Origin of the sequence: Streptomyces sp. KL116D (genome assembly GCF_030766975.1) — a bacterium.
GTDB lineage: Bacteria > Actinomycetota > Actinomycetes > Streptomycetales > Streptomycetaceae > Streptomyces > Streptomyces longispororuber_A.
Map to the genome: position 1 here is coordinate 61,852 of NZ_JASERH010000115.1, position 23,318 is coordinate 85,169.

Annotated in this window: 24 protein-coding genes and 1 tRNA gene; 24 read left to right on the plus strand and 1 reads right to left on the minus strand. The window is 70.3% G+C overall.

The features are described 5' to 3' along the window. The first annotated feature begins 71 nt into the window (after positions 1–71). The 9 genes from RBJ77_RS44455 (at position 72) to RBJ77_RS44495 (ending at position 5,264) form a co-directional block, all read left to right on the plus strand. Positions 72–713, plus strand: a complete 642-nt coding sequence (locus RBJ77_RS44455) for a DUF2637 domain-containing protein (protein ID WP_372350200.1) — start codon at positions 72–74, stop codon at positions 711–713. A 12-nt stretch (positions 714–725) separates the two neighbouring features. After that, entirely contained in the window at positions 726–920 is a 195-nt protein-coding gene (locus RBJ77_RS44460) for a hypothetical protein (protein ID WP_372350201.1), read from the plus strand. 24 nt (positions 921–944) lie between these two features. Further along, positions 945–1,286: a SpdD-like protein gene (locus RBJ77_RS44465; protein ID WP_372350202.1), complete on the plus strand. Its 342-nt coding sequence runs from the start codon at positions 945–947 to the stop codon at positions 1,284–1,286. Positions 1,287–1,376: 90 nt separating this feature from the next. Next, positions 1,377–1,565, plus strand: coding sequence for a hypothetical protein (locus RBJ77_RS44470; protein ID WP_372350203.1), 189 nt, complete (start codon positions 1,377–1,379; stop codon positions 1,563–1,565). Further along, on the plus strand, positions 1,562–1,966 hold the full coding sequence (locus RBJ77_RS44475) for an ASCH domain-containing protein (protein WP_372350204.1): 405 nt from the start codon (positions 1,562–1,564) through the stop codon (positions 1,964–1,966). The genes RBJ77_RS44470 and RBJ77_RS44475 overlap by 4 nt, the downstream gene beginning before the upstream one ends. After that, positions 1,959–3,335, plus strand: a complete 1,377-nt coding sequence (gene repSA, locus RBJ77_RS44480) for a replication initiator protein RepSA (protein WP_372350205.1) — start codon at positions 1,959–1,961, stop codon at positions 3,333–3,335. The genes RBJ77_RS44475 and repSA overlap by 8 nt, the downstream gene beginning before the upstream one ends. 11 nt (positions 3,336–3,346) lie before the next feature. Next, positions 3,347–3,517, plus strand: a complete 171-nt coding sequence (locus tag RBJ77_RS44485) for a helix-turn-helix transcriptional regulator (RefSeq protein WP_372350240.1) — start codon at positions 3,347–3,349, stop codon at positions 3,515–3,517. After that, entirely contained in the window at positions 3,514–4,887 is a 1,374-nt protein-coding gene (locus tag RBJ77_RS44490; protein ID WP_372350206.1) for a tyrosine-type recombinase/integrase, read from the plus strand. Before RBJ77_RS44485 ends, RBJ77_RS44490 begins: the two co-directional genes overlap by 4 nt. Before the next feature lie 32 nt (positions 4,888–4,919). Then, positions 4,920–5,264: a hypothetical protein gene (locus RBJ77_RS44495; protein WP_372350207.1), complete on the plus strand. Its 345-nt coding sequence runs from the start codon at positions 4,920–4,922 to the stop codon at positions 5,262–5,264. Positions 5,265–5,485: 221 nt separating this feature from the next. On the opposite strand, the gene RBJ77_RS44500 is transcribed toward RBJ77_RS44495, so the two are convergent. Beyond that, positions 5,486–5,557 (minus strand) — tRNA-Arg (locus RBJ77_RS44500). A gap of 112 nt (positions 5,558–5,669) precedes the next feature. On the opposite strand from RBJ77_RS44500, the gene RBJ77_RS44505 reads away from it, so the two are divergent. From RBJ77_RS44505 to RBJ77_RS44575, 15 genes are all read left to right on the plus strand, one after another. Beyond that, positions 5,670–6,179: a response regulator gene (locus RBJ77_RS44505; protein ID WP_255983086.1), complete on the plus strand. Its 510-nt coding sequence runs from the start codon at positions 5,670–5,672 to the stop codon at positions 6,177–6,179. 462 nt (positions 6,180–6,641) lie between these two features. Then, a complete protein-coding gene (gene nrtL / locus RBJ77_RS44510; protein WP_372350208.1) occupies positions 6,642–7,700 on the plus strand; it encodes an ArgS-related anticodon-binding protein NrtL in 1,059 nt (352 codons plus the stop codon). Between the two features lie 21 nt (positions 7,701–7,721). Further along, on the plus strand, positions 7,722–9,113 hold the full coding sequence (lysA, locus tag RBJ77_RS44515; protein ID WP_372350209.1) for a diaminopimelate decarboxylase: 1,392 nt from the start codon (positions 7,722–7,724) through the stop codon (positions 9,111–9,113). Positions 9,114–9,250: 137 nt separating this feature from the next. Next, positions 9,251–10,543 (plus strand): homoserine dehydrogenase, encoded by a 1,293-nt coding sequence (locus tag RBJ77_RS44520; RefSeq protein WP_255975795.1) that lies wholly within the window; start codon positions 9,251–9,253, stop codon positions 10,541–10,543. Between the two features lie 14 nt (positions 10,544–10,557). Continuing rightward, positions 10,558–11,616 (plus strand): threonine synthase, encoded by a 1,059-nt coding sequence (gene thrC, locus RBJ77_RS44525; RefSeq protein ID WP_372350241.1) that lies wholly within the window; start codon positions 10,558–10,560, stop codon positions 11,614–11,616. A 273-nt stretch (positions 11,617–11,889) separates the two neighbouring features. Further along, on the plus strand, positions 11,890–12,816 hold the full coding sequence (gene thrB / locus RBJ77_RS44530) for a homoserine kinase (protein WP_372350210.1): 927 nt from the start codon (positions 11,890–11,892) through the stop codon (positions 12,814–12,816). A 403-nt stretch (positions 12,817–13,219) separates the two neighbouring features. Further along, a complete protein-coding gene (gene rho / locus RBJ77_RS44535; protein ID WP_372350211.1) occupies positions 13,220–15,262 on the plus strand; it encodes a transcription termination factor Rho in 2,043 nt (680 codons plus the stop codon). A gap of 318 nt (positions 15,263–15,580) precedes the next feature. Next, entirely contained in the window at positions 15,581–16,681 is a 1,101-nt protein-coding gene (locus RBJ77_RS44540; RefSeq protein WP_372350212.1) for an LCP family protein, read from the plus strand. A 132-nt stretch (positions 16,682–16,813) separates the two neighbouring features. Next, a complete protein-coding gene (gene rpmE / locus RBJ77_RS44545; protein WP_010984345.1) occupies positions 16,814–17,035 on the plus strand; it encodes a 50S ribosomal protein L31 in 222 nt (73 codons plus the stop codon). Between the two features lie 104 nt (positions 17,036–17,139). Beyond that, positions 17,140–18,216 carry a peptide chain release factor 1 gene (gene prfA, locus RBJ77_RS44550; RefSeq protein ID WP_255975787.1) on the plus strand — a complete coding sequence of 359 codons (1,077 nt, stop codon included), beginning with the start codon at positions 17,140–17,142 and terminating at the stop codon, positions 18,214–18,216. Positions 18,217–18,257: 41 nt separating this feature from the next. Next, positions 18,258–19,103 (plus strand): peptide chain release factor N(5)-glutamine methyltransferase, encoded by an 846-nt coding sequence (prmC, locus tag RBJ77_RS44555; protein WP_255975785.1) that lies wholly within the window; start codon positions 18,258–18,260, stop codon positions 19,101–19,103. A 47-nt stretch (positions 19,104–19,150) separates the two neighbouring features. Beyond that, positions 19,151–19,798: an L-threonylcarbamoyladenylate synthase gene (locus tag RBJ77_RS44560; protein WP_372350213.1), complete on the plus strand. Its 648-nt coding sequence runs from the start codon at positions 19,151–19,153 to the stop codon at positions 19,796–19,798. After that, positions 19,795–20,466 (plus strand): protein-tyrosine-phosphatase, encoded by a 672-nt coding sequence (locus RBJ77_RS44565; RefSeq protein WP_372350214.1) that lies wholly within the window; start codon positions 19,795–19,797, stop codon positions 20,464–20,466. The genes RBJ77_RS44560 and RBJ77_RS44565 overlap by 4 nt, the downstream gene beginning before the upstream one ends. Before the next feature lie 87 nt (positions 20,467–20,553). Next, on the plus strand, positions 20,554–21,798 hold the full coding sequence (gene glyA, locus RBJ77_RS44570) for a serine hydroxymethyltransferase (RefSeq protein ID WP_372350215.1): 1,245 nt from the start codon (positions 20,554–20,556) through the stop codon (positions 21,796–21,798). Positions 21,799–21,944: 146 nt separating this feature from the next. After that, complete coding sequence (locus RBJ77_RS44575) at positions 21,945–23,270, plus strand: MraY family glycosyltransferase (RefSeq protein WP_372350216.1); 1,326 nt, start codon at positions 21,945–21,947, stop codon at positions 23,268–23,270. Positions 23,271–23,318: the final 48 nt, after the last annotated feature.

Consider the following 23,318-nt stretch of genomic DNA (forward strand, 5'->3'; position numbering starts at 1 on the left):
GGGACCGGGCGGCTGGACCTTGTGAGCCCCGCCCGGCCCCGGCCCCAACCCCCTGAAGGAGGTGAAGAGAAATGAACCGTTCGATCCGCCCCGATGCCGTACTCGTACAGGCCGTGATCGCCGGTGCCCTGTCTTTCGCCCACCTGCATGATCTCGCTGAAGCAGCCGGACAAGACGGCTGGAAGGCCTGGGCCTACCCGATCTCCGTTGATCTGCTGCTGGTCGCCGCGTGGCGCCGGCTGCGCAACGTAGGACCTTCCCGGCTGGCCTGGTGCTGGTTCCTGATCGCCCTGGTCGCCTCGCTCGGTGCGAACGTCGCCACCGCCGGATTCCTCGACCTCGCCCACGCTCCCGCGTGGCTGCGGTTCCTGGTCGCCGGCTGGCCCGCGCTCGCCTTCCTCGGCGGCACCCTCCTCGCCCACACCGCCGACCACGCCACCGCCCGCCCGGCACCGGACAACGACACCGGCGCCCTGGCACCCGTGCCCGAGCCGTCTGCCGAACCGCTCGATGCCCCAGAACCGGCCCCCGCCCTGCCCCCGGCCCCGGCCCCGGCCCCGGTGAACGTCCCGCCCGCCCTGGTAGAGCGCGCTCAGAAGATCGCCGATGCGCACCGCGCCGCGACCGGCGACCCGATTGACGCGGCCACCCTGCGCGCCCGCCTCGGTGTCCCCGCACCGATGGCCGACTCCCTCGCCGCCCAACTCGCTTGAAAGGCCCTCGTCATGGACGTCGAACTGCCCCTGGTCCTGGTCATCGCCGTACTCGGCTACTTCGGGATCCGCCTCTACCGGCCCCCGACGTGGGTGATCGTCGTCCTCCTGCTGGGCGGCTTCCTCCTCGCGGACACCTTTCTTGCCCCCGCCATCGAGTCCGGTGCCAAGACCGGAACAACGATCGTCAACCACACCACCAAGTAGCCCTGATCTGAAGGGAGTTCCATCATGCTCAGGCCCCGCGTCCCGATCAACGAACAGCCCTCCGGCGAGATCATCCCCGTCGTCACCACCCTGGGAACCATCGCCCCGCAACCCTCGACTCAGGCGCCGTGCGGCTGCCAACACCACACCCCAGCCCCGATCGCCCCCGCGCCGGCTGCGGCACGGCCCACGGTGCAGCTCACTCCCGGCTCGATCGCCCTGCTCGTCGGCGGAGGCACCGCTGTCGTGCTCGTCATCGGCGCCGTGCTGGTTTCCATGCTCCTCGCGGTTGCCATCACCGCCGGATCCCTCGCCGTCGTCGCCGTGGTGGTCCGCTCCATCCTCACCACCGACAACCGCCGCTGACCGGCCCCGGAGCGGCCTCTACCGGCAAGTTTCGTCCGCTCCGGAGCCGTGCCTCCTGCCCGAACCAGAGATCCGGAAGGAAGTTCCATCATGGCCCAGCATCCCCCTGCCCGCGCACGCATCTGCCGGGACTGCGACGGCTTCGCCTCCGTCAAGGTCACCCTCGGCGGACGCGACCGACACGGCCACCTGCGCACCATCACCGCACACTGCACCACCTGCCACGGCACCGGCACCACCCGCCCGGCCCGCGCCGCACAGATCGCCGTGACGGCATGAGCGCCCCAGTCCGCGCCTTGACCTTGTGGCAGCCCTGGGCCTCCTGCATCGCCTACGGCACTAAGCGAGTAGAGAACCGCTCCTGGGCCCCCGACTACCGCGGCTGGATCCTCATCCACGCCGGGATGACCACCGACCGCCACGCCCACGAACTCCCGCTCGCTCGCCCCTTCCTTGTCCGCCCTCAGCCCCGCGGCGTGGTGGTTGCGGTGGGCCGGCTCGTCGACTGCCACCCCAGCGACGGGTATTGCACCCTGTGGTCCACCCCCGACCAATGGCACTGGAAGCTCGCCGACGTCCGCCCCCTGCCCCGACCGCTCGCCTGTCCCGGAGCCCGGGGCCTGTGGACACCGACCCCACAGCTTGTGGACGCGGTACGGGAGGTGCTGGCCCGTGCCTGAAACCACCACCCTGGATCCGATCGTCCTGCACGATCTGCTGCGTGTCGCCTCGGCTCCGGACTTCGATCGCTGGCGCGAACAGATCCGCCGCACCGGCGGCTGCGCCAATCCGATCCACCTGACCGGCTGGTCCACCACCACAGACAAGACCACCGGTGCCGTGCTGCACCACACCACTACGGCAGACCAGCCGGGCGGCCGGCTTCGTATCGCCTGCGGCAACCGCCGGGCCTCCCGCTGCGAGCCCTGCGCCTACCTCTACGCCGGAGATGCCTACCAACTGGTGCGCGCCGGCCTGACGGGCGACGACCGCATGAACATCCCCGCCACAGTCCGTGAACGGCCCCGGGTCTTCGTCACCCTGACCGCCCCTTCGTTCGGGTCGGTCCATAACCGGCCCGACACCGGACGCTGCGGCTGCGGTACACGCCACGCGGAGGACGATCCGGCCCTGGGTACCGCGCTCGATCCGGCAACGTACGACTACGCCGGCGCTGTGCTGTTCAACAACCACGCCGGGGAGCTATGGCACCGCTTCACCAACCGGCTCCGCCGCGAACTCGCCGCCGCGGCCGGCCTGACCCAGACCAAGTTCCGCGAGACCGCCCGGCTCTCGTTCAACAAGGTCGCCGAATTCCAGAAGCGCGGCGCGATCCACTTCCACGCCGTCATCCGCCTCGACGGACCCGACGGACCTGATACCCCTCCACCGGCCTGGGCCAGCCTCGACCTCCTCGCCGACGCCATCCGGGCCGCCGCCGCGCACCCCTACGTCACCGTGCCCGTACCCGCCCGTGGTGACCAGCCGGCCCGCACCCTGCGCTGGGGTGCCCAGCTCGACGTCCGCCCCATCAAGGCCTTCGACGACGGGGGAGAAGTCACCGAACAGGCGGTTGCCTCCTACGTCGCCAAGTACGCCACCAAAGCAGCCGAGACCACCGGAGCCCTGGACCGACGCATCGGCGAGTTCGCCGAACTCGACCGCGCCGACGTCCCCGACCACGCCCGGCGACTGATCCGGGCCTGCCACGACCTCGATCCGCTCTTCCCGGACCGGAGGCTGTGGGCCTGGGCGCACATGCTTGGCTTTCGCGGTCACTTCCTCACCAAGTCCCGCCGCTACTCCTCCACTTTCGGCGCCCGCCGGCAGGTCCGCGCCGACTACCGCGCCGCACAGCAACGCGAATCCCTCGGCCTGCCCGAACCGGACACCACCTCGGTCCTCGCCCACTGGCAATACGCCGGGCACGGCCACACTCCCGGCGAATCCGCCCTCGCCGCCACCATCGCCCACGACCTCCAACTCAACCGTGAGACAGCACGGGAGGCCCTACGCGACGAACTCGCCTTGGAAGGAGCGTCGCAGTGACAGACGAACTCATGACCGTCAAGGAAATCTTGGACGAGCTGAAGAGCGTCTCTCGGCGCACGTTCTACCGTTGGCGGGAGCTCGGCCAAGCACCGGAAGCGTTCAAGCTCCCCAATGGCGAGCTCCGGGTGTGGCGGAGCGACTTTGATGCTTGGCTGCGTGGTCTGGAGAAGGCTGCGTGAAGTCACTCGACGTGAAGATCTGGGGCGTCCGAAAGCGCCCCACCAAGCGTCCCGCTTACGACGTGCGCTGGTCCGTGGCCGGCAACGTCATGTCGGAGTCGTTCCGCACGAAAGCGCTGGCTGACCACTACCGCGCCAAGCTGCTCCGAGCAACGCGTGAGGGCGAGGAATTTGACGACGCTACGGGGCTGCCGCATTCGATGGCGGACAGTCGGCCGACCGTTACGTGGTACGCCTTCGCCCTCCGCTACCTCGCGATGAAGTGGCCGCACGCCGCGCCCAACACACGCGATGGAATCAATGAGTCGCTCACTTCGGTGACACTGGCGATGCTGGAAGAGCGTCCAGGGCGCCCGGCAGATGACCTGCTCCGAAAGGCGCTGAGGAACTGGGCGTTCGTGCTGCCCGGACCCGATGACCGGCAGCTCTCGAAGGACGTTGCGAACGCACTGCACTGGGTGTCGAAGGCGTCGCAACCGCTGAACGACTTGGGCGACCCGGTGAAAGCTCGTGCGGTGCTCGATTCGTTCAAACTGCGTCTCGACGGCAAGGCCGCGGCTGCGGAGACCGTACGGCGCAAGCGACGCACCTTCGTGAACGCCCTGCACTACGCCGTGGACTTGGGGGAGTTCAAGGAGAATCCTCTGGCCGCGGTGCGCTGGCAGAAGCCCAAAGTGTCCAGTGAGGTGGATCCGCGGGTGGTGGCCAATCCTCAACAGGCTCGGGCGCTCCTCTACGCAGTGTCGTACGTCGGAGGCTACAAGCGGTCTCGCGGCCGGAGACTCGTCGGGCTTTTTGCCTGCATGTACTTCGCCGGCCTGCGTCCCGCCGAGGCGGTTGGGCTCGCAGAACCTGATCTCGTTCTTCCCGAGGTTGGTTGGGGCACGGTCACCCTGCATCGGACCCGTCCGAGCGTGGGCAAGCAGTGGACCGACTCCGGCGAGAGCCATGACGATCGGGGTCTCAAGAACCGTCCCGCCGAGGATGTACGACGTGTCCCGATCCCGCCTCAGCTGGTGGCTGTGCTGCGCGAACACCTCGACACCTTCGGCACCGCTGCGGATGGTCGTCTCTTCTACAGCGAAGGCGGGGGAGTGGTGGCCTCCTCGACGTACTCGCGGGCCTGGCAGGAGGCAAGGCAGCTCGCTCTCCCGCCGGCCGCGGTCGCCTCCCCACTGGCACGACGTCCGTACGACCTGCGGCACTCCGCTCTGTCGACGTGGCTCAACGCTGGCGTAGACCCGACCGAAGTTGCCGAGCGTGCTGGAAACAGCGTGGAGGTCCTGCTCGGTCGGTATGCCAAGTGCTTGGACGGTCGGCAGGAAGTTGCGAATCGCCGCATTGAAGATCTGCTTCGAGAATACGAGTGAATGGACTCGCTTCGATGTCGCATACTCCGCCCGTGGACATATCCGATGGCGGTCAGGGTCTCGATCCGCAGTGGACCGACGTCGACAACAACGTCAGTGGCGTTGTGCAAGGTTGCCGAGACGCGTCGCCCGTCGCCGCTGCCTTTGTCCGAGCCGGCTGGTCGTCGCGCTCGTCGTCCTGGTACGGCTATGAGGTGGAGACCAATTGGGCGCGACTTGAGCTGGATCTGATCGAGGGGCGAGAAGTCCTGCTCAACGGAGTCATCGCCCCCCAGCGCCTCGACGACCTCGCTGGCCTGCTCAGCCGCTTCGGCCTCCGGTTCACTCTGGAACTGTGCGACGACACCAATGCCCTGGTGCGAGAGATACGAGCCTGAGCCCCAACGCGTGCGCGTGGCCCCTGGATCCGTCTGGGGGCCTTCGTCGTTTGCGCTGGCTGACCTGGGACAACGCTCCAAGATCCTGTCCACGAATAGTCCACAGACTGCGACATAGGGCCGCTCAGGGCGGCCTACGGCTGCACATGCCTGCAAATGCAAGAAGACCCCGGCCTCAGCGTTTCCGCTGGTGACGGGGTCTTAGGCACACTTACACAGTGTGCCCCCGGCAGGATTCGAACCTGCGCACACGGCTCCGGAGGCCGTTGCTCTATCCCCTGAGCTACGGGGGCGTTGCCACGTGGTGCGTGGCGACGGGTAGAACCCTACCAGCTCACCCGGGGTCCTCATGAACAGGTATTTCGGGGGGCCCGGAGGGGGTCGGGTCCCCTGTACGGGGCGGAAGTGGGGAAAACCCGGACGCGGTGGCCGACGTCGACCTACTCTCGAGTTGTGTCAGGCGCGTCCGGCCGGGTCCTTGTCGTGGACGACAACAAGGTGATCCGGCAGCTGATCAGGGTCAATCTCGAGCTGGAGGGCTTCGAGGTCGTGACCGCGGCCGACGGTGCCGAATGCCTGGACGTCGTGCACCAGGTAAGGCCCGACGTCGTCACGCTGGACGTGGTCATGCCGCGCCTCGACGGCCTGCGGACCGCCGCCCGGCTGCGAGGAGACGCCCGGACCAGCGGGCTGCCGATCGTCGTGGTGAGCGCCTGTACGCAGTACGAAGTGGAGAGCGGGCTCGACGTCGGCGTCGACGCCTTTCTGGCCAAGCCCTTCGAACCGGGCGAACTGGTGCGGGTAGTACGGCAGTTGAGGGAGCGGGGGAAGTCGTCGCGGTCGCGCGGTGACGAGTCCGCCGATCCCGGGGAAGGGGACCCACAACCCCACGCAGGCCGCACGGCCGACGCTTGACCGGTGTGGGTCGGTACCGAGGGGTGGCCCAGCAACCCGTCCGCACGATTCCGGGGATGGGGACCCACAGCCGCCGCGGGCCGCACGGCCGACAACCCCACGCGGGCCCCACGCCCGATGCCTGACCCCGGTGCGGACCGGGGCACGGCTCCGTGTGGATCAGTCCGGACCGCGCCGACCGATCCCGACCGGCGTGCCGAGACGTGGCCGACCGACGCCGACACGTGGCCGACCGGCGTGCCAAGACGGGATCGACCGAGGCCAACACGTGGCCGACCGGCGTGCCAAGACATGGCCGATCGACGTCGACACGTGGCCGACCGGGATGCCGAGAAGCGGCCGACCGACGTGCCGAGACGGGACCGACCGACGCCGAGACGTGGCCGGCCCACCCGTCCGCATACCGGACCATCGGGGAAACCGACTCGCCTACCCACCCCCCTCCTCCCATACGCTTACCCCGTGACCCCCGCCGAGCTCTCCAGCACCGTCCTGCGCGCCGTGCGCCGCGCGGTCGACGACGGTCGGCTCGACGCTGCCGCGGGCGAGGCCGGGAGTGGGCGGATCGTCGTGGAGCGGGCCCGGCCGGGCGGCCGCGGCGACTACGCCACGAACGTCGCGCTGCAGCTGGCCGGGCCCGCCGGCCGGTCGCCGCGGCAGGTCGCCGAGGTCCTCAGGGCGTACCTGGGCGACACGGACGGCATCGGCGACGTCGTCGTCACCGGCCCGGGTTTCCTCAATTTCAGCCTCAGGGGTTCCGCCCCCGTACGACTCGTCGAGGAGATCCTCCGGGCCGGGCGGCGGTACGGGTTCGTCGAGGCGCCCACCGGGGAGCGCGTGCAGTTGCACGCCGCGCACGAGGTCAGGGCCGTCGTCGTGATGGACGCCGCCGCCCGTGTCCTGCGCTCCCAGGGTGTTCTCGTGCGCACGAGTTGTGCCGCTGACCCGCTGCCGGAATGGGGCGGTGTGCTCGGTGTCGGCGTCGACGCGTTCGGTACCGACGACGCCCCCGCCCCCCTCACCGTGAACGTCCGGCCCGTGCCCGCGCCCGCCGACCCCACCCCCCTAGGCCGCGACGCCGCCCGCTGGGCCCTGCTCCACCCCGCCGCCCACGACCGGCCGCGGCTCGGCGCCGAGCACCTCTCCCAGCGCGCGGGCAACCCGCTCTTCCGCGTCCGGTACGCCCACGCCCGCAGCCGCGCCCTGACCAGGAACGCGGCGGACCTCGGGTTCACCCGCACCCCCGGTGACCCGTCCGGCCACGACGACCTCGTGGCCGTTCTCGCCGATCATCCGCGCGTCCTCGCCGCGGCCGCCCGGCACCGCGCCCCCGACCGTCTCGCCCGCCACCTCGTCGACGTCGCCGACGCCCTGCTCCCGCTGGCCGGCGCCGTACTGCCGCAGGGCGAGGAGAAACCCTCGGCCGCCCACCGCGCCCGGCTCGCGCTCGCCGAAGCCGCCGGGACGGTGCTCGCAGGCGGCCTGACCCTGCTCGGCATCGACGCCCCGGAACATCTGTAAAGAAGAGAGCGCACCGCAGCCATGAGCCGTTCCGCACATCCCGCAGGCCCCCGCCACGCCGACGTCCTGCCCGAGGGTCACTACGCCGCGCCGCCGGCCGACCTGAACGTCCTCGACCCGAAGGTCTGGGCGCAGACCGTCACGCGCGCCGCCGACGGCGCCGTCAGCGTCGGCGGCATCGAGGTGGCCCGGCTCGCCGAGGAGTTCGGCACCCCCGCGTACTTCCTCGACGAGGCCGACTTCCGGGCCCGGTGCGCCGCGTGGCGCGACGCCTTCGGCCCGGACGCGGACGTCTTCTACGCGGGCAAGGCGTTCCTGTCCCGGGCCGTCGTGCGCTGGCTGCACGAGGAGGGCCTCAATCTGGACGTCTGCTCGGGCGGTGAGCTGACCACCGCGCTCTCCGCGGGAATGCCCGCCGAGCGCATCGCCTTCCACGGCAACAACAAGACGGAGGAGGAGATCGAGCGCGCCGTCGAAGCCGGTGTCGGGCGCATCGTTCTCGACTCCTTCCAGGAGATCGTGCGCGTCGCCCACGTCGCCGACCGGCTCGGCAAGCGGCAGCGCGTGCAGATCCGCGTGACGGTGGGCGTCGAGGCCCACACCCACGAGTTCATCGCCACCGCGCACGAGGACCAGAAGTTCGGCATCGCGCTCGCGGGCGGGCAGGCCGCCGAGGCCGTGCGCCGGGCGCTGAAGCTGGACGGCCTGGAGCTCATCGGCATCCACTCGCACATCGGGTCGCAGATCTTCGACATGGCAGGCTTCGAGGTCGCCGCCCGCCGCGTCGTCGGCCTGCTCGCCGAGATCCGCGACGAGCACGGCGTCGAGCTGCCCGAGATCGACCTCGGCGGTGGCCTCGGCATCGCGTACACCAGCGACGACGACCCGCGCGAGCCGCACGAGATCGCCAAGGCGCTCAACGAGATCGTGACGCGCGAGTGCGAGGCCGCTTCCTTGAGGACCCCTCGGATCTCCGTCGAGCCGGGGCGCGCCATCGTCGGCCCGACCGCCTTCACGCTGTACACCGTCGGCACCGTCAAGCCGCTCGACGGCCTGCGGACCTACGTCTCCGTCGACGGCGGCATGTCCGACAACATTCGCACCGCGCTCTACGACGCCGAGTACACCGTCGCCCTCGTCTCGCGCCGCTCCGACGCCGAGCCCGCGCTGGTCCGGGTCGTCGGCAAGCACTGTGAGAGTGGCGACATCGTGGTCAAGGACGCGTTCCTGCCGGCCGACGTCGCGCCGGGCGACCTGATCGCCGTCCCGGCCACCGGCGCGTACTGCCGCTCCATGGCCAGCAACTACAACCACGCACTTCGCCCGCCCGTCGTCGCCGTGCGCGACGGTGCGGCCCGGGTGATCGTCCGGCGTGAGACGGAGGAAGATCTCCTGCGTCTCGACGTCGGATAAATGAAATATCCGTCTCACGATCCGGACCAGGGGCGGAAACCCCGGTCCGGTGGGTGAGACTGGTTCCACCGTAGAGAACCGTCGACATCCGTCGAGACACGTCGGCGTTCGAGAAGCAGTAGAGGAAACGAGGTCGGATGATGCGTACGCGTCCGCTGAAGGTGGCGCTGCTGGGCTGTGGGGTCGTCGGCTCAGAGGTGGCGCGCATCATGACGACGCACGCCGATGACCTCGCCGCCCGGATCGGCGCTCCCGTGGAGCTCGCGGGTGTCGCCGTCCGGCGTCCCTCGAAGGTGCGCGAGGGCATCGACCCCGCGCTCGTCACCACCGACGCCACCGCGCTCGTCAAACGCGGCGACATCGACGTGGTCGTCGAAGTCATCGGAGGGATCGAGCCCGCGCGCTCCCTCATCACCACCGCCTTCGAGCACGGCGCCTCCGTCGTCTCGGCCAACAAGGCGCTGCTCGCCCAGGACGGCGAGGCCCTGCACGCCGCGGCCCTCGACCACGACGCCGACCTGTACTACGAAGCCGCCGTGGCCGGTGCCATCCCGCTGATCCGGCCGCTGCGCGAGTCGCTCGCCGGCGACAAGGTCAACCGCGTCCTCGGGATCGTGAACGGCACCACGAACTTCATCCTCGACAAGATGGACTCGACCGGCGCCGGCTACCAGGAGGCCCTCGACGAGGCCACCGCCCTGGGGTACGCGGAGGCCGACCCGACCGCCGACGTCGAGGGCTTCGACGCCGCCGCCAAGGCCGCCATCCTCGCCGGGATCGCCTTCCACACCCGGGTCCGGCTCGACGACGTGTACCGCGAGGGCATGACCGAGGTGACCGCCGCCGACTTCGCTTCCGCGAAGGAGATGGGCTGCACCATCAAGCTGCTCGCCATCTGTGAGCGGGCCGCCGACGGGGGTTCCGTCACCGCCCGCGTGCACCCCGCGATGATCCCGCTCGACCACCCGCTCGCCTCCGTGCGCGGCGCGTACAACGCCGTGTTCGTCGAGGCCGAGGCCGCGGGTCAGTTGATGTTCTACGGGCCCGGTGCCGGCGGTTCGCCGACCGCGTCCGCCGTTCTCGGCGACCTCGTCGCCGTCTGCCGCAACCGCCTCAACGGCGCGACGGGACCCGGCGACTCCGCGTACACGCAGCTGCCCGTCTCCCCGATGGGCGACGTCGTGACGCGGTACCACATCAGCCTCGACGTGGCCGACAAGCCGGGTGTCCTCGCCCAGGTCGCGACGGTCTTCGCCGAGCACGGGGTCTCCATCGACACCGTGCGGCAGTCGGGGAAGGACGGCGAGGCCTCCCTCGTCGTCGTCACCCACCGCGCGGCGGACGCGGCCCTCACCGGGACCGTGGACGCGCTGCGTCAGCTCGACACCGTGCGCGGTGTCGCCAGCATCATGCGTGTTGAAGGGGAGTAGCAGGGATGACCGGAATGACCCACCAGTGGCGCGGCATCATCGAGGAGTACCGGGACCGGCTCCCGGTGACCGACACCACGCCGGTCGTGACGCTGCGCGAGGGCGGCACGCCGCTCGTGCCCGCGCAGGTGCTCTCCGAGCGCACGGGCTGTGAGGTCCACCTGAAGGTCGAGGGCGCCAACCCCACCGGCTCCTTCAAGGACCGCGGCATGACCATGGCCATCACCAAGGCCAAGGAGGAGGGCGCGCAGGCCGTCATCTGCGCCTCCACCGGCAACACGTCGGCGTCCGCCGCGGCCTACGCGGTGCGCGCCGGAATGGTCTGCGCGGTGCTCGTGCCGCGCGGCAAGATCGCGCTCGGCAAGATGGGCCAGGCGCTGGTCTACGGCTCGAAGATCCTCCAGGTCGACGGCAACTTCGACGACTGCCTGAACCTGGCCCGCGGCCTCTCCGAGAACTACCCGGTGGCGCTGGTCAACTCCGTCAACCCGTTCCGCATCGAGGGCCAGAAGACCGGCTCGTTCGAGATCGTGGACGCGCTCGGCGACGCCCCCGACATCCACGTCCTGCCGGTCGGCAACGCCGGAAACATCACGGCCTACTGGAAGGGCTACAAGGAGTACGCGGCCGACGGAGTGTCGTCCCGTACGCCGCGCATGTGGGGCTTCCAGGCTTCCGGTTCCGCGCCGATCGTGCGCGGCGAGGTCGTCAAGGACCCGTCGACCATCGCGACCGCAATCCGCATCGGGAACCCGGCGTCGTGGAACTACGCGCTCGCCGCGCGCGACGAGTCCGGCGGCTTCATCGACGAGGTGACGGACCGTGAGATCCTGCGCGCCTACAAGCTGTTGGCGTCCCAGGAGGGCGTCTTCGTCGAGCCCGCGTCCGCCGCGTCCGTCGCCGGTCTGCTGAAGGCCGCCGAGCAGGGCAAGGTCGACCGGGGCCAGAAGATCGTCTGCACCGTCACGGGCAACGGTCTGAAGGATCCCGACTGGGCCGTCGCCGGCGCCCCGCAGCCGGTCACCGTGCCGGTCGACGCGGCCGCCGCGGCGGAGCGTCTCGGCCTCGCCTGACGGTCCGGCACAGCCGCTGATACGCCGTCAACTGGACGTATCCGCACAGGGGGTGCACAGGGGGCTTACGACACGCATCGTGCGCCTCCTGTGCGCCCTATGTCGCCACAGAACCTTCCTTCGATAGGCTGTACCGAACCCGCCCACCGCATATGCCGTGGTGCCGCCGCCATTGAGTTCTTCGCGGCCCGGGTGTCGTCCTACGCAGCACAAGACATCGGAAGTCTCGGAAGTTTTCGAAACATCCCGCAGCTCAAGGAGAGTCATCGAGCGATGGCCGGTCCCGCGTTCCGCGCCGCCGCCGTCAGGGTGCGCGTCCCCGCCACCAGCGCCAACCTCGGCCCGGGCTTCGACAGCCTCGGCCTGTCGCTGGGGCTCTACGACGACGTGGTCGTCAGGGTCGCCGACTCCGGGCTGAACATCGACATCGCAGGTGAGGGCTCCGAGACCCTGCCGCGCGACGAGTCGCACCTCCTCGTACGGTCCCTGCGCACGGCCTTCGACCTGCTCGGCGGGCAGCCGCGCGGCCTCGAGATCGTCTGCGCCAACCGGATCCCGCACGGCCGCGGCCTCGGCTCCTCCTCCGCCGCCATCGTCGCGGCGGTCGTCGCCGCGCGGGCCGTGACCATAGGCGGTGACGCCCGGCTCGACGACACCGCGCTGCTGGAGCTCGCCACCGAGATCGAGGGCCACCCCGACAACGTGGCCCCCTGCCTGCTCGGCGGTTTCACCATCGCCTGGATGGAGGCCGGCGCGGGGCGGGCGATCCGCCTCGACGCGGCCGGTTCCATCGTTCCGGTGGTTTTCGTACCGGGGAAGCCGGTCCTCACCGAAATGGCGCGAGGACTGCTGCCGCGCACCGTCCCCCATGTGGACGCCGCGGCCAACGCGGGCCGGGCGGCCCTGCTCGTCGAGGCGCTGACCAGGCGCCCCGAGCTGCTGCTGCCGGCCACCGAGGACCGTCTCCACCAGGAGTACCGGGCTCCGGCGATGCCGGAGAGTGCCGCACTGGTGGAGCGGCTGCGGGCCGACGGGGTGCCCGCGATGATCTCCGGGGCGGGGCCGACGGTCATCGCCCTGGTGGAGGACGGCGCGGCCGACAAGGTCGCCCGGCTGGCCGGCGAGGGGTGGGCGGCCAACCGTCTGGCCCTCGACGTCGACGGAGCGAGCGTGCTGCCGCTGGGCTCCTCCGGCATCTGATCAAAAGCGTCGGTTGCCGGATTTCGAGAGGGGGAATGTTTGTTGGATCCGGTAGTGTTAACCTCAAGTCTGCACCCGACCCCACCATGGCGAGGTGCTGTGTGTCCCCGTCCGGGACAACCATTCTTCCGGGAGCCTCCCCAGCAATTCTGCGCAGTGTCCTTGCACGTCGGGACGCGGCTCTGATTGCTGTCGTGCATGCTCCGGAACCGGCGTGATCGAGCCGCGTGACACAGAAATTCAGTGCACCCGCGGAATCGCGAATCGCCGTCACCAATGAATTCTCCCGCCTCATCGGCGGACAACCGCCCCGGCACGGTCCTTACAGGCAGGACCACCGCCGGACAGCACAACCGGTCGCCGAGCCAGACAGGCCGACGTCCGCTCCAGGGAAGGACCCTTCGTGAGCGACACCACCGATCTGATGGGCGTGACTGCCGACAGCTCTGCTGCCGCGCCCGCCGCGTCCTCTGCGGACGCCTCTGCCGCGCCCGCCTCCGGTGCTTCGGGCTCCCGGCGGCGCCGCGGTACCGGCCTTGACGGCATGGTGCTGGCCGAGCTGCAGCAGGTCGCATCGGGCCTCGGCATCAGGGGCACCGCGCGGATGCGCAAGAGCCAGCTGATCGAGGTCATCAAGGAGGCGCAGGCGGGCGGCGGTGCCCCCGCGAAGAGCGCCGACGCCGCCGAGGCGAAGCCGAAGCGCCGGGCCACCTCGAAGGCCCGCACCGGCGACGAGCCCGCGGCCGACGCCGCGCCCGCGAAGACCGCCGCCAAGGCGGACAAGGCCGAGGCCGCCGACGCCAAGGCGAAGAAGGCCACCGCCCAGCAGCAGATCGACATCCCGGGCCAGGGCGCCGGGGACGAGCAGCCGGCCGGCGAGCGCCGCCGGCGCCGTGCCACCGCCGAGGCGGGCAGCCCGGAGACCGTCGCCGCCGAGGCCGGCTCCGTGAAGACGGAGCAGAAGCAGGACAACCAGGCGGAGAACAAGGGCGACGGTCAGGACGGCGGCAACGAGGGCCGTCGTGAGCGCCGCGACCGCCGTGACCGTGGTGGCCGCGACCGCGACCGCCGCGGCGGCAAGGGCGACGACCAGGGCCAGGGCAACAAGGACCAGGGCGGCCGTCAGGACCGGCAGCAGCAGGGTGGCGGCGGCCGTCAGGACCGCGACCGCGACCGCAACAACGGCCCGCAGGACGACGACGACTTCGAGGGTGGCCGCCGTGGCCGCCGGGGCCGTTACCGCGACCGCCGCGGCCGTCGTGGGCGCGACGACTTCGGCAACGAGCCGCAGGTCTCCGAGGACGACGTCCTGATCCCCGTCGCGGGCATCCTCGACATCCTCGACAACTACGCCTTCATCCGTACGTCGGGCTACCTGCCGGGTCCCAACGACGTCTACGTCTCCCTCGCCCAGGTCCGCAAGAACGGCCTGCGCAAGGGTGACCACGTCACCGGTGCGGTCCGTCAGCCGAAGGAAGGCGAGCGCCGCGAGAAGTTCAACGCGCTCGTCCGCCTCGACTCGGCGAACGGCATGGCGGCCGAATCCGGCCGCGGGCGCCCGGAGTTCAACAAGCTGACGCCCCTGTACCCGCAGGACCGCCTCCGCCTGGAGACGGACCCGGGCGTGCTGACCACCCGCATCATCGACCTCGTGTCGCCGATCGGTAAGGGCCAGCGCGGTCTGATCGTGGCCCCGCCGAAGACCGGCAAGACCATGATCATGCAGGCGATCGCCAACGCGATCACGCACAACAACCCCGAGTGCCACCTGATGGTCGTCCTGGTCGACGAGCGTCCGGAAGAGGTCACCGACATGCAGCGGTCGGTCAAGGGCGAGGTCATCTCCTCGACCTTCGACCGTCCGGCCGAGGACCACACGACGGTCGCCGAGCTCGCCATCGAGCGCGCCAAGCGTCTCGTCGAGCTGGGCCACGACGTCGTCGTGCTGCTCGACTCCATCACGCGTCTGGGCCGCGCCTACAACCTGGCGGCGCCGGCCTCCGGCCGCATCCTGTCCGGTGGTGTCGACTCGACCGCCCTGTACCCGCCGAAGCGCTTCTTCGGTGCGGCCCGCAACATCGAGGACGGCGGTTCGCTGACCATCCTCGCCACCGCGCTGGTGGACACCGGGTCCCGCATGGACGAGGTGATCTTCGAGGAGTTCAAGGGCACCGGCAACATGGAGCTCAAGCTCGACCGGAAGCTCGCCGACAAGCGCATCTTCCCGGCGGTGGACGTCGACGCGTCCGGTACCCGTAAGGAAGAGATCCTGCTCGGCAGCGACGAGCTCGCGATCACCTGGAAGCTGCGTCGCGTGCTGCACGCGCTCGACCAGCAGCAGGCGATCGAGCTGCTGCTCGACAAGATGAAGCAGACGAAGTCCAACGCGGAGTTCCTGCTGCAGATCCAGAAGACGACGCCCGCTCCGGGCAACGGCAACGACTGACGCCGACCCTTCGCGGAACTGTCTCGTCCGGGCTGAGCCCCGTCGCACACGCGGCGGGGCTCAGCCCTTTCCATGGGCGCCCCCGGAGACCTTCACCACATGCATAAGAATCCGGCAGCTCTGTGAAGCATGCGGCCGGACGTGACAAACGCGCAGGTGAGAGGGGTGAGGGTCGAAGGTCCCGTTACGTTGCGTGAGTGTGGGTACCCGCTGGGGACACAGTTCGCTGTGCAACCCTTCTTCCCGGTTCGCCGTCACACGGGGTGAAGAGCAAAGCGGGCCACACCGAAGCAGGGCAGACAAACCAGCGAGGAGCACATGCCGGACCGTGACAGCACCCCCGGGCGCCGGCGCGCCAAGGGCCGCCGCCGCAAGCCACGCAGCGGGCGCGGCAAGGCGCTGCGCATCGTGGCGTGGAGCGCCGCGGGCGTGGTCGTCCTCGGCGGCACCGGGCTCGGGTACGTCTACTTCAAGCTCAACGGCAACATCAAGAGCGTGGACATCAACGCGGCGCTGGGCACGGACCGCCCCGAGAACGTCGACAACGGCTCGCAGGACATCCTCGTGCTCGGCTCCGACAGCCGCGCCGGTGACAACAAGAAGGTCGGCGGCGGCCAGGACGAGGGCTCGGCCCGCTCGGACACCGCGATGGTCGTCCACATCTACAAGGGCCACAAGAAGGCCGGCATCGTCTCGATACCCCGGGACACGCTGATAGACCGGCCGTCCTGCACGAGCAAGGACGGCACCGAGCACCCGGCCGCGCACGACGTCATGTTCAACTCGGCCTACTCCACCGGCGGCGCGGCCTGCGCGGTCAAGACCGTCGAGTCGCTCAGCGGCATCCGCATGGACCACTACGTCGAGGTCGACTTCAGCGGCTTCCAGGAGCTGATCGACGACCTCGGCGGCGTCGAGGTCACCACCAGCAAGGCGATCGACGACCCGGACAGCCATCTGAAGCTCGACGCCGGCACCCACCAGCTCGACGGCGAGCAGGCCCTCGGCCTCGTCCGCACCCGGCACGGCGTCGGCGACGGCAGCGACCTGGGCCGCATCCAGCTCCAGCAGGCGTTCATGAAGGCCCTGATGGACCAGATCAAGCACGTCGGCGTCTTCACCAACCCGAAAAAGCTGTACGACCTCGCGGACACCGCCACGAAGTCCGTGACCACGGACTCCGAGCTGGCGTCGGTGACGGACCTGACCTCGTTCGCGAACGGGCTCAAGGGCATCGGCTCCAACGACATGAACATGGTCACGCTGCCGGTCCAGTACGACCCGGCCGACGCCAACCGCGTCCTCGTCGACGAGACCAAGTCCGACCAGGTGTGGAAGGCCCTCAAGGCCGACCGGGCGGTGCCGAAGGCCGCCACCGAGGACACCGCGACCGGTACGGCCGACGGCGTGGTCAGGTAGCCGGGAATAGTTCCGGCCGTACCCCGGTTTGGGGAGATGCGGCCAGTCCTGGCAGACTGGTACGTCGGCTCCGGTTCACGCTCCCGCAATCCGCGTCTGCGACCCGGCGCCCTCCCGAACCTAGGAGACACCTTGAAGCGCGACATCCACCCCGAGTACGTCGAGACGCAGGTCAGCTGCACCTGTGGCGCGTCGTTCACCACCCGTAGCACGATCTCGTCCGGCACCGTCCGTGCCGAGGTCTGCTCCGAGTGCCACCCGTTCTACACGGGCAAGCAGAAGATCCTCGACACCGGTGGCCGCGTGGCCCGCTTCGAGGCCCGCTTCGGCAAGGCTGCCGCTGCCAAGAAGTAGCGAGGCTCCAGCGCCGGTCTCCGGTGCCCCTTTCGCGGGGGCACCGGGACCGGCGCTTTGCGGTGCAGCCCCTTTTTTGACCCCCGTACAAGCAGGAGCCGGAGATGTTCGAGGCCGTCGAGGACCTGATCGGTGAGCACGCCGACCTGGAGAAGAAGCTCGCGGACCCGTCGGTCCACGCGGACCAGGCGAACGCGCGCAAGCTGAACAAGCGCTACGCCGAGCTCACCCCGATCGTCGCGACGTACCGCTCCTGGAAGCAGACCGGCGACGACATCGAGACGGCCAAGGAACTGGCCGCCGACGACCCGGACTTCGCGGCCGAGGTCAAGGAGCTCGACAAGCAGCGCGAGGAGATCACCGAGAAGCTGCGGCTGCTGCTGGTGCCCCGCGACCCGTCCGACGACAAGGACGTCATCCTCGAGATCAAGGCCGGGGCCGGCGGCGACGAGTCGGCGCTGTTCGCCGGCGACCTGCTGCGCATGTACCTGCGGTACGCGGAGCGCGTCGGCTGGAAGACCGAGATCATCGACTCCACCGAGTCCGAGCTGGGCGGCTACAAGGACGTCCAGGTCGCGGTGAAGACCAAGGGCGGCAACGGCGCGACCGAGCCCGGCCAGGGCGTCTGGGCCCGCCTCAAGTACGAGGGCGGCGTGCACCGCGTGCAGCGCGTGCCCGCGACCGAGTCGCAGGGCCGCATCCACACCTCCGCCGCCGGCGTGCTGGTCACGCCCGAGGCCGAGGAGGTCGACGTCGAGATCAACATGAACGACCTGCGCATCGACGTCTACCGCTCGTCGGGCCCGGGCGGGCAGTCCGTCAACACGACGGACTCCGCCGTCCGCATCACGCACATCCCCACGGGCGTCGTGGCCTCCTGCCAGAACGAGAAGAGCCAGCTGCAGAACAAGGAGCAGGCGATGCGTATCCTGCGCTCCAGGCTCCTTGCCGCGGCCCAGGAGAAGGCCGAGGCCGAGGCGGCCGACGCCCGGCGCAGCCAGGTCCGCACCGTGGACCGCTCCGAGAAGATCCGCACGTACAACTTCCCGGAGAACCGCATCTCGGACCACCGAGTCGGCTTCAAGGCGTACAACTTGGATCAGGTGCTCGACGGTGAGCTCGACGCCGTGATCCAGGCGTGCGTCGACGCGGACTCGGCAGCCAAGCTCGCCGCCGCGTAACCCGCGCAAGCCCGTACAACAGATCGCCCCGGAGGACCAGCGTGAACCTGCTGCTCGCGGAAGTGGCCCAGGCCACCCAGCGGCTGGCCGACGCCGGCGTGCCCTCGCCGCGCAACGACGCGGAGGAGCTCGCCGCGTTCGTGCACGGTGTCAAGCGGGGCGAACTGCACACGGTGAAGGACACGGACTTCGACGCCCGGTACTGGGAGGCGACGGCGCGCCGCGAGGCGCGCGAGCCGCTCCAGCACATCACCGGGCTCGCGTACTTCCGTTATCTGGAGCTCCAGGTGGGCCCCGGCGTCTTCGTGCCGCGCCCGGAGACCGAGTCGGTCGTCGGCTGGGCCATAGACGCCGTGCGCGCGATGGACGTCGTCGAGCCGCTGATCGTCGATCTCTGTACGGGCTCGGGGGCCATCGCCCTCGCGCTCGCCCAGGAGGTCCCGCGCTCGCGCGTCCACGCCGTGGAGCTGTCCGAGGACGCCCTCAAATGGACGCGGAAGAACGTCGAGGGGTCCAGGGTTGACCTGCGCCAGGGAGACGCTCTGACGGCCTTCCCCGACCTCGACGGACAGGTCGACCTCGTCGTCTCGAACCCGCCGTACATCCCGCTCACCGAGTGGGAGTACGTCGCCCCCGAGGCCCGCGACTACGACCCGGACCTCGCGCTGTTCTCCGGTGAGGACGGCCTCGACCTGATCCGCGGCATCGAGCGCACCGCCCACCGTCTGCTCCGCCCCGGCGGCGTCGTCGTCATCGAGCACGCGGACACCCAGGGCGGCCAGGTGCCGTGGATCTTCACCGAGGAGCGGGGCTGGGCGGACGCCGCCGACCACCCCGACCTGAACAACCGGCCGCGGTTCGCGACCGCCCGCAAGGCGATGCCGTGACCGATCACCGTTACGTATACGAGCAGTTCGAGCAGGAGGCCCGCTAAATGGCACGGCGTTACGACACCAACGACGCGACCGACCGCTCCACCGGTCTGCGCGAAGCCGCGTCCGCCGTCCGCCGCGGCGAGCTGGTCGTGCTGCCCACCGACACCGTCTACGGGATCGGCGCCGACGCGTTCACGCCCGAGGCCGTCGGTGACCTCCTGGAGGCCAAGGGCCGCGGCCGCAACATGCCGAGCCCCGTGCTGATCGGCTCCCCGAACACGCTGCACGGCCTCGTCACGGACTTCTCCGAGATGGCCTGGGAGCTCGTCGACGCGTTCTGGCCCGGCGCCCTCACGCTCGTCGCCAAGCACCAGCCGTCCCTCCAGTGGGACCTGGGGGAGACCCGCGGCACCGTCGCCGTCCGCATGCCGCTGCACCCGGTCGCCATCGAGCTGCTCACCGAGGTCGGCCCGATGGCCGTCTCCTCCGCCAACCTGACGGGACACCCGGCTCCCGAGGACTGCGACGCCGCGCAGGAGATGCTCGGCGACTCCGTCTCCGTCTACCTCGACGGCGGTCCGACCCCGGGCATCGTCCCGTCGTCGATCGTCGACGTGACCGGGAAGGTCCCGGTGCTGCTCCGCGAGGGCTCGCTCACCGCGGACGAGCTGCGCAAGGTCGTACCCGACCTCGAGGTGGCGAATTGACAGCCCCTGAGACGGGGCGTGGCATAGGCACCGAGGCCGTCGAGTACGGGGAGTCCCTGGTGCTCCCCGGCGATTCCTTCCGCATCCTCCACGTCAGCACCGGCAACGTGTGCCGCTCGCCGATCACCGAGCGGCTGACCCGGCACGCCCTCGCCGAGCGGCTCGGCGACCGGCTGGCCGGCGGGCTCGTCGTGGAGAGCGCGGGCACCTGGGGCCACGAGGGCGCCCCCATGGAGGCCAACGCCGAGACGGTCCTCGCCGACTTCGGCGCGGACCCGTCCGGCTTCGTCGGCCGCGAGCTCCTGGACGACCACGTCATAAGGGCCGACCTGGTCCTGACGGCGACCCGCGACCACCGTGCGCAGGTCATCTCGATGGGCCACAGCGCGGGCCTGCGCACGTTCACGCTGAAGGAGTTCACGCGGCTCGTGCAGGCCATAGACCCGGCCACGCTGCCCGACGCCCTGGAGGCCGGCGTGGTGGAGCGCGCACGCGCCCTGGTGCGGGCCGCGGCCGCTCTACGCGGGTGGCTCCTGGCCCCGTCCGTCGAGGCGGACGAGGTGTACGACCCGTACGGGGCCCCGCTGCCGTTCTTCCGGTCGGTGGGCGGCGAGATCAGCGAGGCGCTCGACCCGGTGGTCAGCGCGCTGACGGGCGTCAAGCGCTAGAGCTCCGTGACGTGAGGCCGGGCGGCCGCACCCCTTCGGATCTACATTGGTAGGCACCCCCTCCCACCGCGAGGCCCGGAGCCGAAGATGCCGGTGATCACCGAACCAGCCGCCCTGGACGCGCTGCGCCGCCAGGATCCCGAGATGGCTGAGGTCCTCCTCGGGGAGGCGGCCCGTCAGGCCGACTCCCTCCAGCTCGTCGCGGCCGAGAACTTCACGTCGCCCGCGGTCCTCACCGCCCTCGGCTCCCCGCTGGCCAACAAGTACGCGGAGGGCTACCCCGGCGCCCGCCACCACGGCGGCTGCGAGCTCGTCGACGTGGCCGAGCGGATCGCGGTCGAGCGGGCCAAGGCCCTGTTCGGCGCCGAGCACGTCAACGTGCAGGCGCACAGCGGCTCCTCGGCCGTCCTGGCCGCGTACGCGGTCCTGCTGCGCCCGGGCGACACCGTCCTCGCCATGGGCCTGCCGTCCGGCGGTCACCTCACGCACGGCTCCCCGGCGAACTTCTCGGGCCGCTGGTTCGACTTCGTGCCGTACGGCGTCGACCCGGAGAGCGGGCTCATCGACTACGACCAGGTCCGCTCGGTCGCCCGCGCCCACCGCCCCAAGGCCATCGTGTGCGGCTCGATCTCGTATCCGCGGCACATCGACTACGCGGCCTTCCGCGCGATCGCCGACGACGTGGGCGCCCATCTCATCGCGGACGCGGCGCACCCCATCGGGCTCGTCGCCGGGGGAGCGGCCCCGAACCCCGTCCCGTACGCCGACATCGTCTGCGCGACCACGCACAAGGTGCTGCGGGGCCCGCGCGGCGGCATGCTGATGTGCTCGGCGGAGCTGGCGGACCGGGTGGACCGGGCGGTGTTCCCGTTCACGCAGGGCGGCGCCCAGATGCACACGATCGCCGCCAAGGCGGTCGCGTTCGGCGAGGCGTCGACGCCGGCCTTCACCGCGTACGCCCACCAGGTCGTCGCCAATGCCCGGGTGCTGGCCGGCGCCCTGGAGGCGGAGGGCTTCGCCGTCACCACCGGCGGCACCGACACCCATCTGGTCACGGTCGACCCGGCACCGCTCGGCGCGGACGGCCAGGCGGCCCGCGGCCGGCTGGCCTCCGCCGGCATGGTCCTGGACACCTGCGCGCTGCCCCACGGCGAGGGCCGCGGCCTGCGCCTGGGCACCGCCGCCGTCACCACGCAGGGCATGGGGGAGGCGGAGACGGCCCGGATCGCGGTGCTCCTGTCGAGTGTCGTACGTGACGTAGTCGACGTCCGCACGGTGCGCGAGGAGGTCCGCGAGCTGGCCGGAAGATTCCCCCCGTATCCGGCCGGATAACGGGTAGACGGCCCCGCGAGACACCCGCTGCGCGTATCAGGACCGTCACTCGTGCAACCATCGTCGCTACCCGGAAGTCCCCAACCCTAAGCACGCAAAGCTAGGGTGTGGGGCTGAGATGGCCAGCGATACCTGTGGGGAAGCCCGTGCGTGAATACCTGCTGACGCTCTGCATCACGGCCGCGGTGACCTATCTGCTCACTGGCCCGGTGCGGAAGTTCGCGATCGTGGCCGGTGCCATGCCGGAGATCCGTGCGCGTGACGTGCACCGAGAACCCACGCCGCGGCTCGGCGGTATCGCCATGTTCTTCGGACTGTGCGCGGGCCTGCTGATCGCCGACCACCTGACCAACCTGAACCGGGTCTTCGAGTCGTCGAACGAGCCGCGGGCGCTGCTCTCCGGCGCGGCCCTGATCTGGCTGATCGGCGTCCTGGACGACAAGTTCGAGATCGACGCGCTGATCAAGCTGGGCGGCCAGATGATCGCCGCAGGCGTGATGGTGATGCAGGGTCTGACGATCCTGTGGCTGCCGATCCCGGGCGTCGGCCAGGTCTCCCTGACCCAGTGGCAGGGCACGCTCCTCACCGTCGCGCTCGTCGTGATCACCATCAACGCGGTGAACTTCGTGGACGGCCTGGACGGGCTCGCGGCGGGCATGGTGTGCATCGCCGCCGCCGCGTTCTTCCTGTACGCGTACCGGATCTGGTACGGCTACGGCATCGAGGAGGCGGCCCCGGCCACGCTCTTCGCGGCGATCCTGATGGGCATGTGCCTGGGCTTCCTGCCGCACAACATGCATCCCGCCCGGATCTTCATGGGCGACTCCGGCTCGATGCTCATCGGCCTCGTCCTGGCGGCCGCCGCGATCTCCATCACGGGGCAGGTCGACCCCGACGCCCTCAAGCTCAACCTCGGCGGGTCCACCCGTGACGCCACCCACGCGATGCTCCCGGTCTTCATCCCGCTGGTGATGCCGCTGACCATCATCGCGATCCCGTTCGCCGACCTGGTGCTCGCGATCGTGCGCCGCACCTGGAACGGCCAGTCGCCGTTCGCCGCCGACCGTGGCCACCTCCACCACCGGCTCCTGGAGATCGGCCACTCGCACTCCCGCGCGGTGCTGATCATGTACTTCTGGTCGGCGCTCATCGCCTTCGGCGCGGTCGCGTACTCCGTGCACTCAGCGTCCGGCATGTGGGTCGTGCTGACGATCGTCGCGCTCAGCTTCGTCGGTCTCGTGCTGCTCCTGCTGCCGCGCTTCACGCCGCACACACCGCGCTGGGCCGAGCACCTGGTGCCGCCCCGCTACCGGCGCCGGTCGAAGGCCGTGACGGAGGCCACGGAGGCCCAGGAGGACCCCGACGGCGAGGAACCCGAGCGCACGCCCATCCCCGCAGGAGTCAACGGAGCGACGGCAATTGGCGCCCGTTCGCGCTTCTCGGATCGGCGTAAAGCCGGTTCGTCACGCTGACGCGGCTGTCTAAAGTGCCCCAATAGCAGACAAGTTGACTCCCGTGGT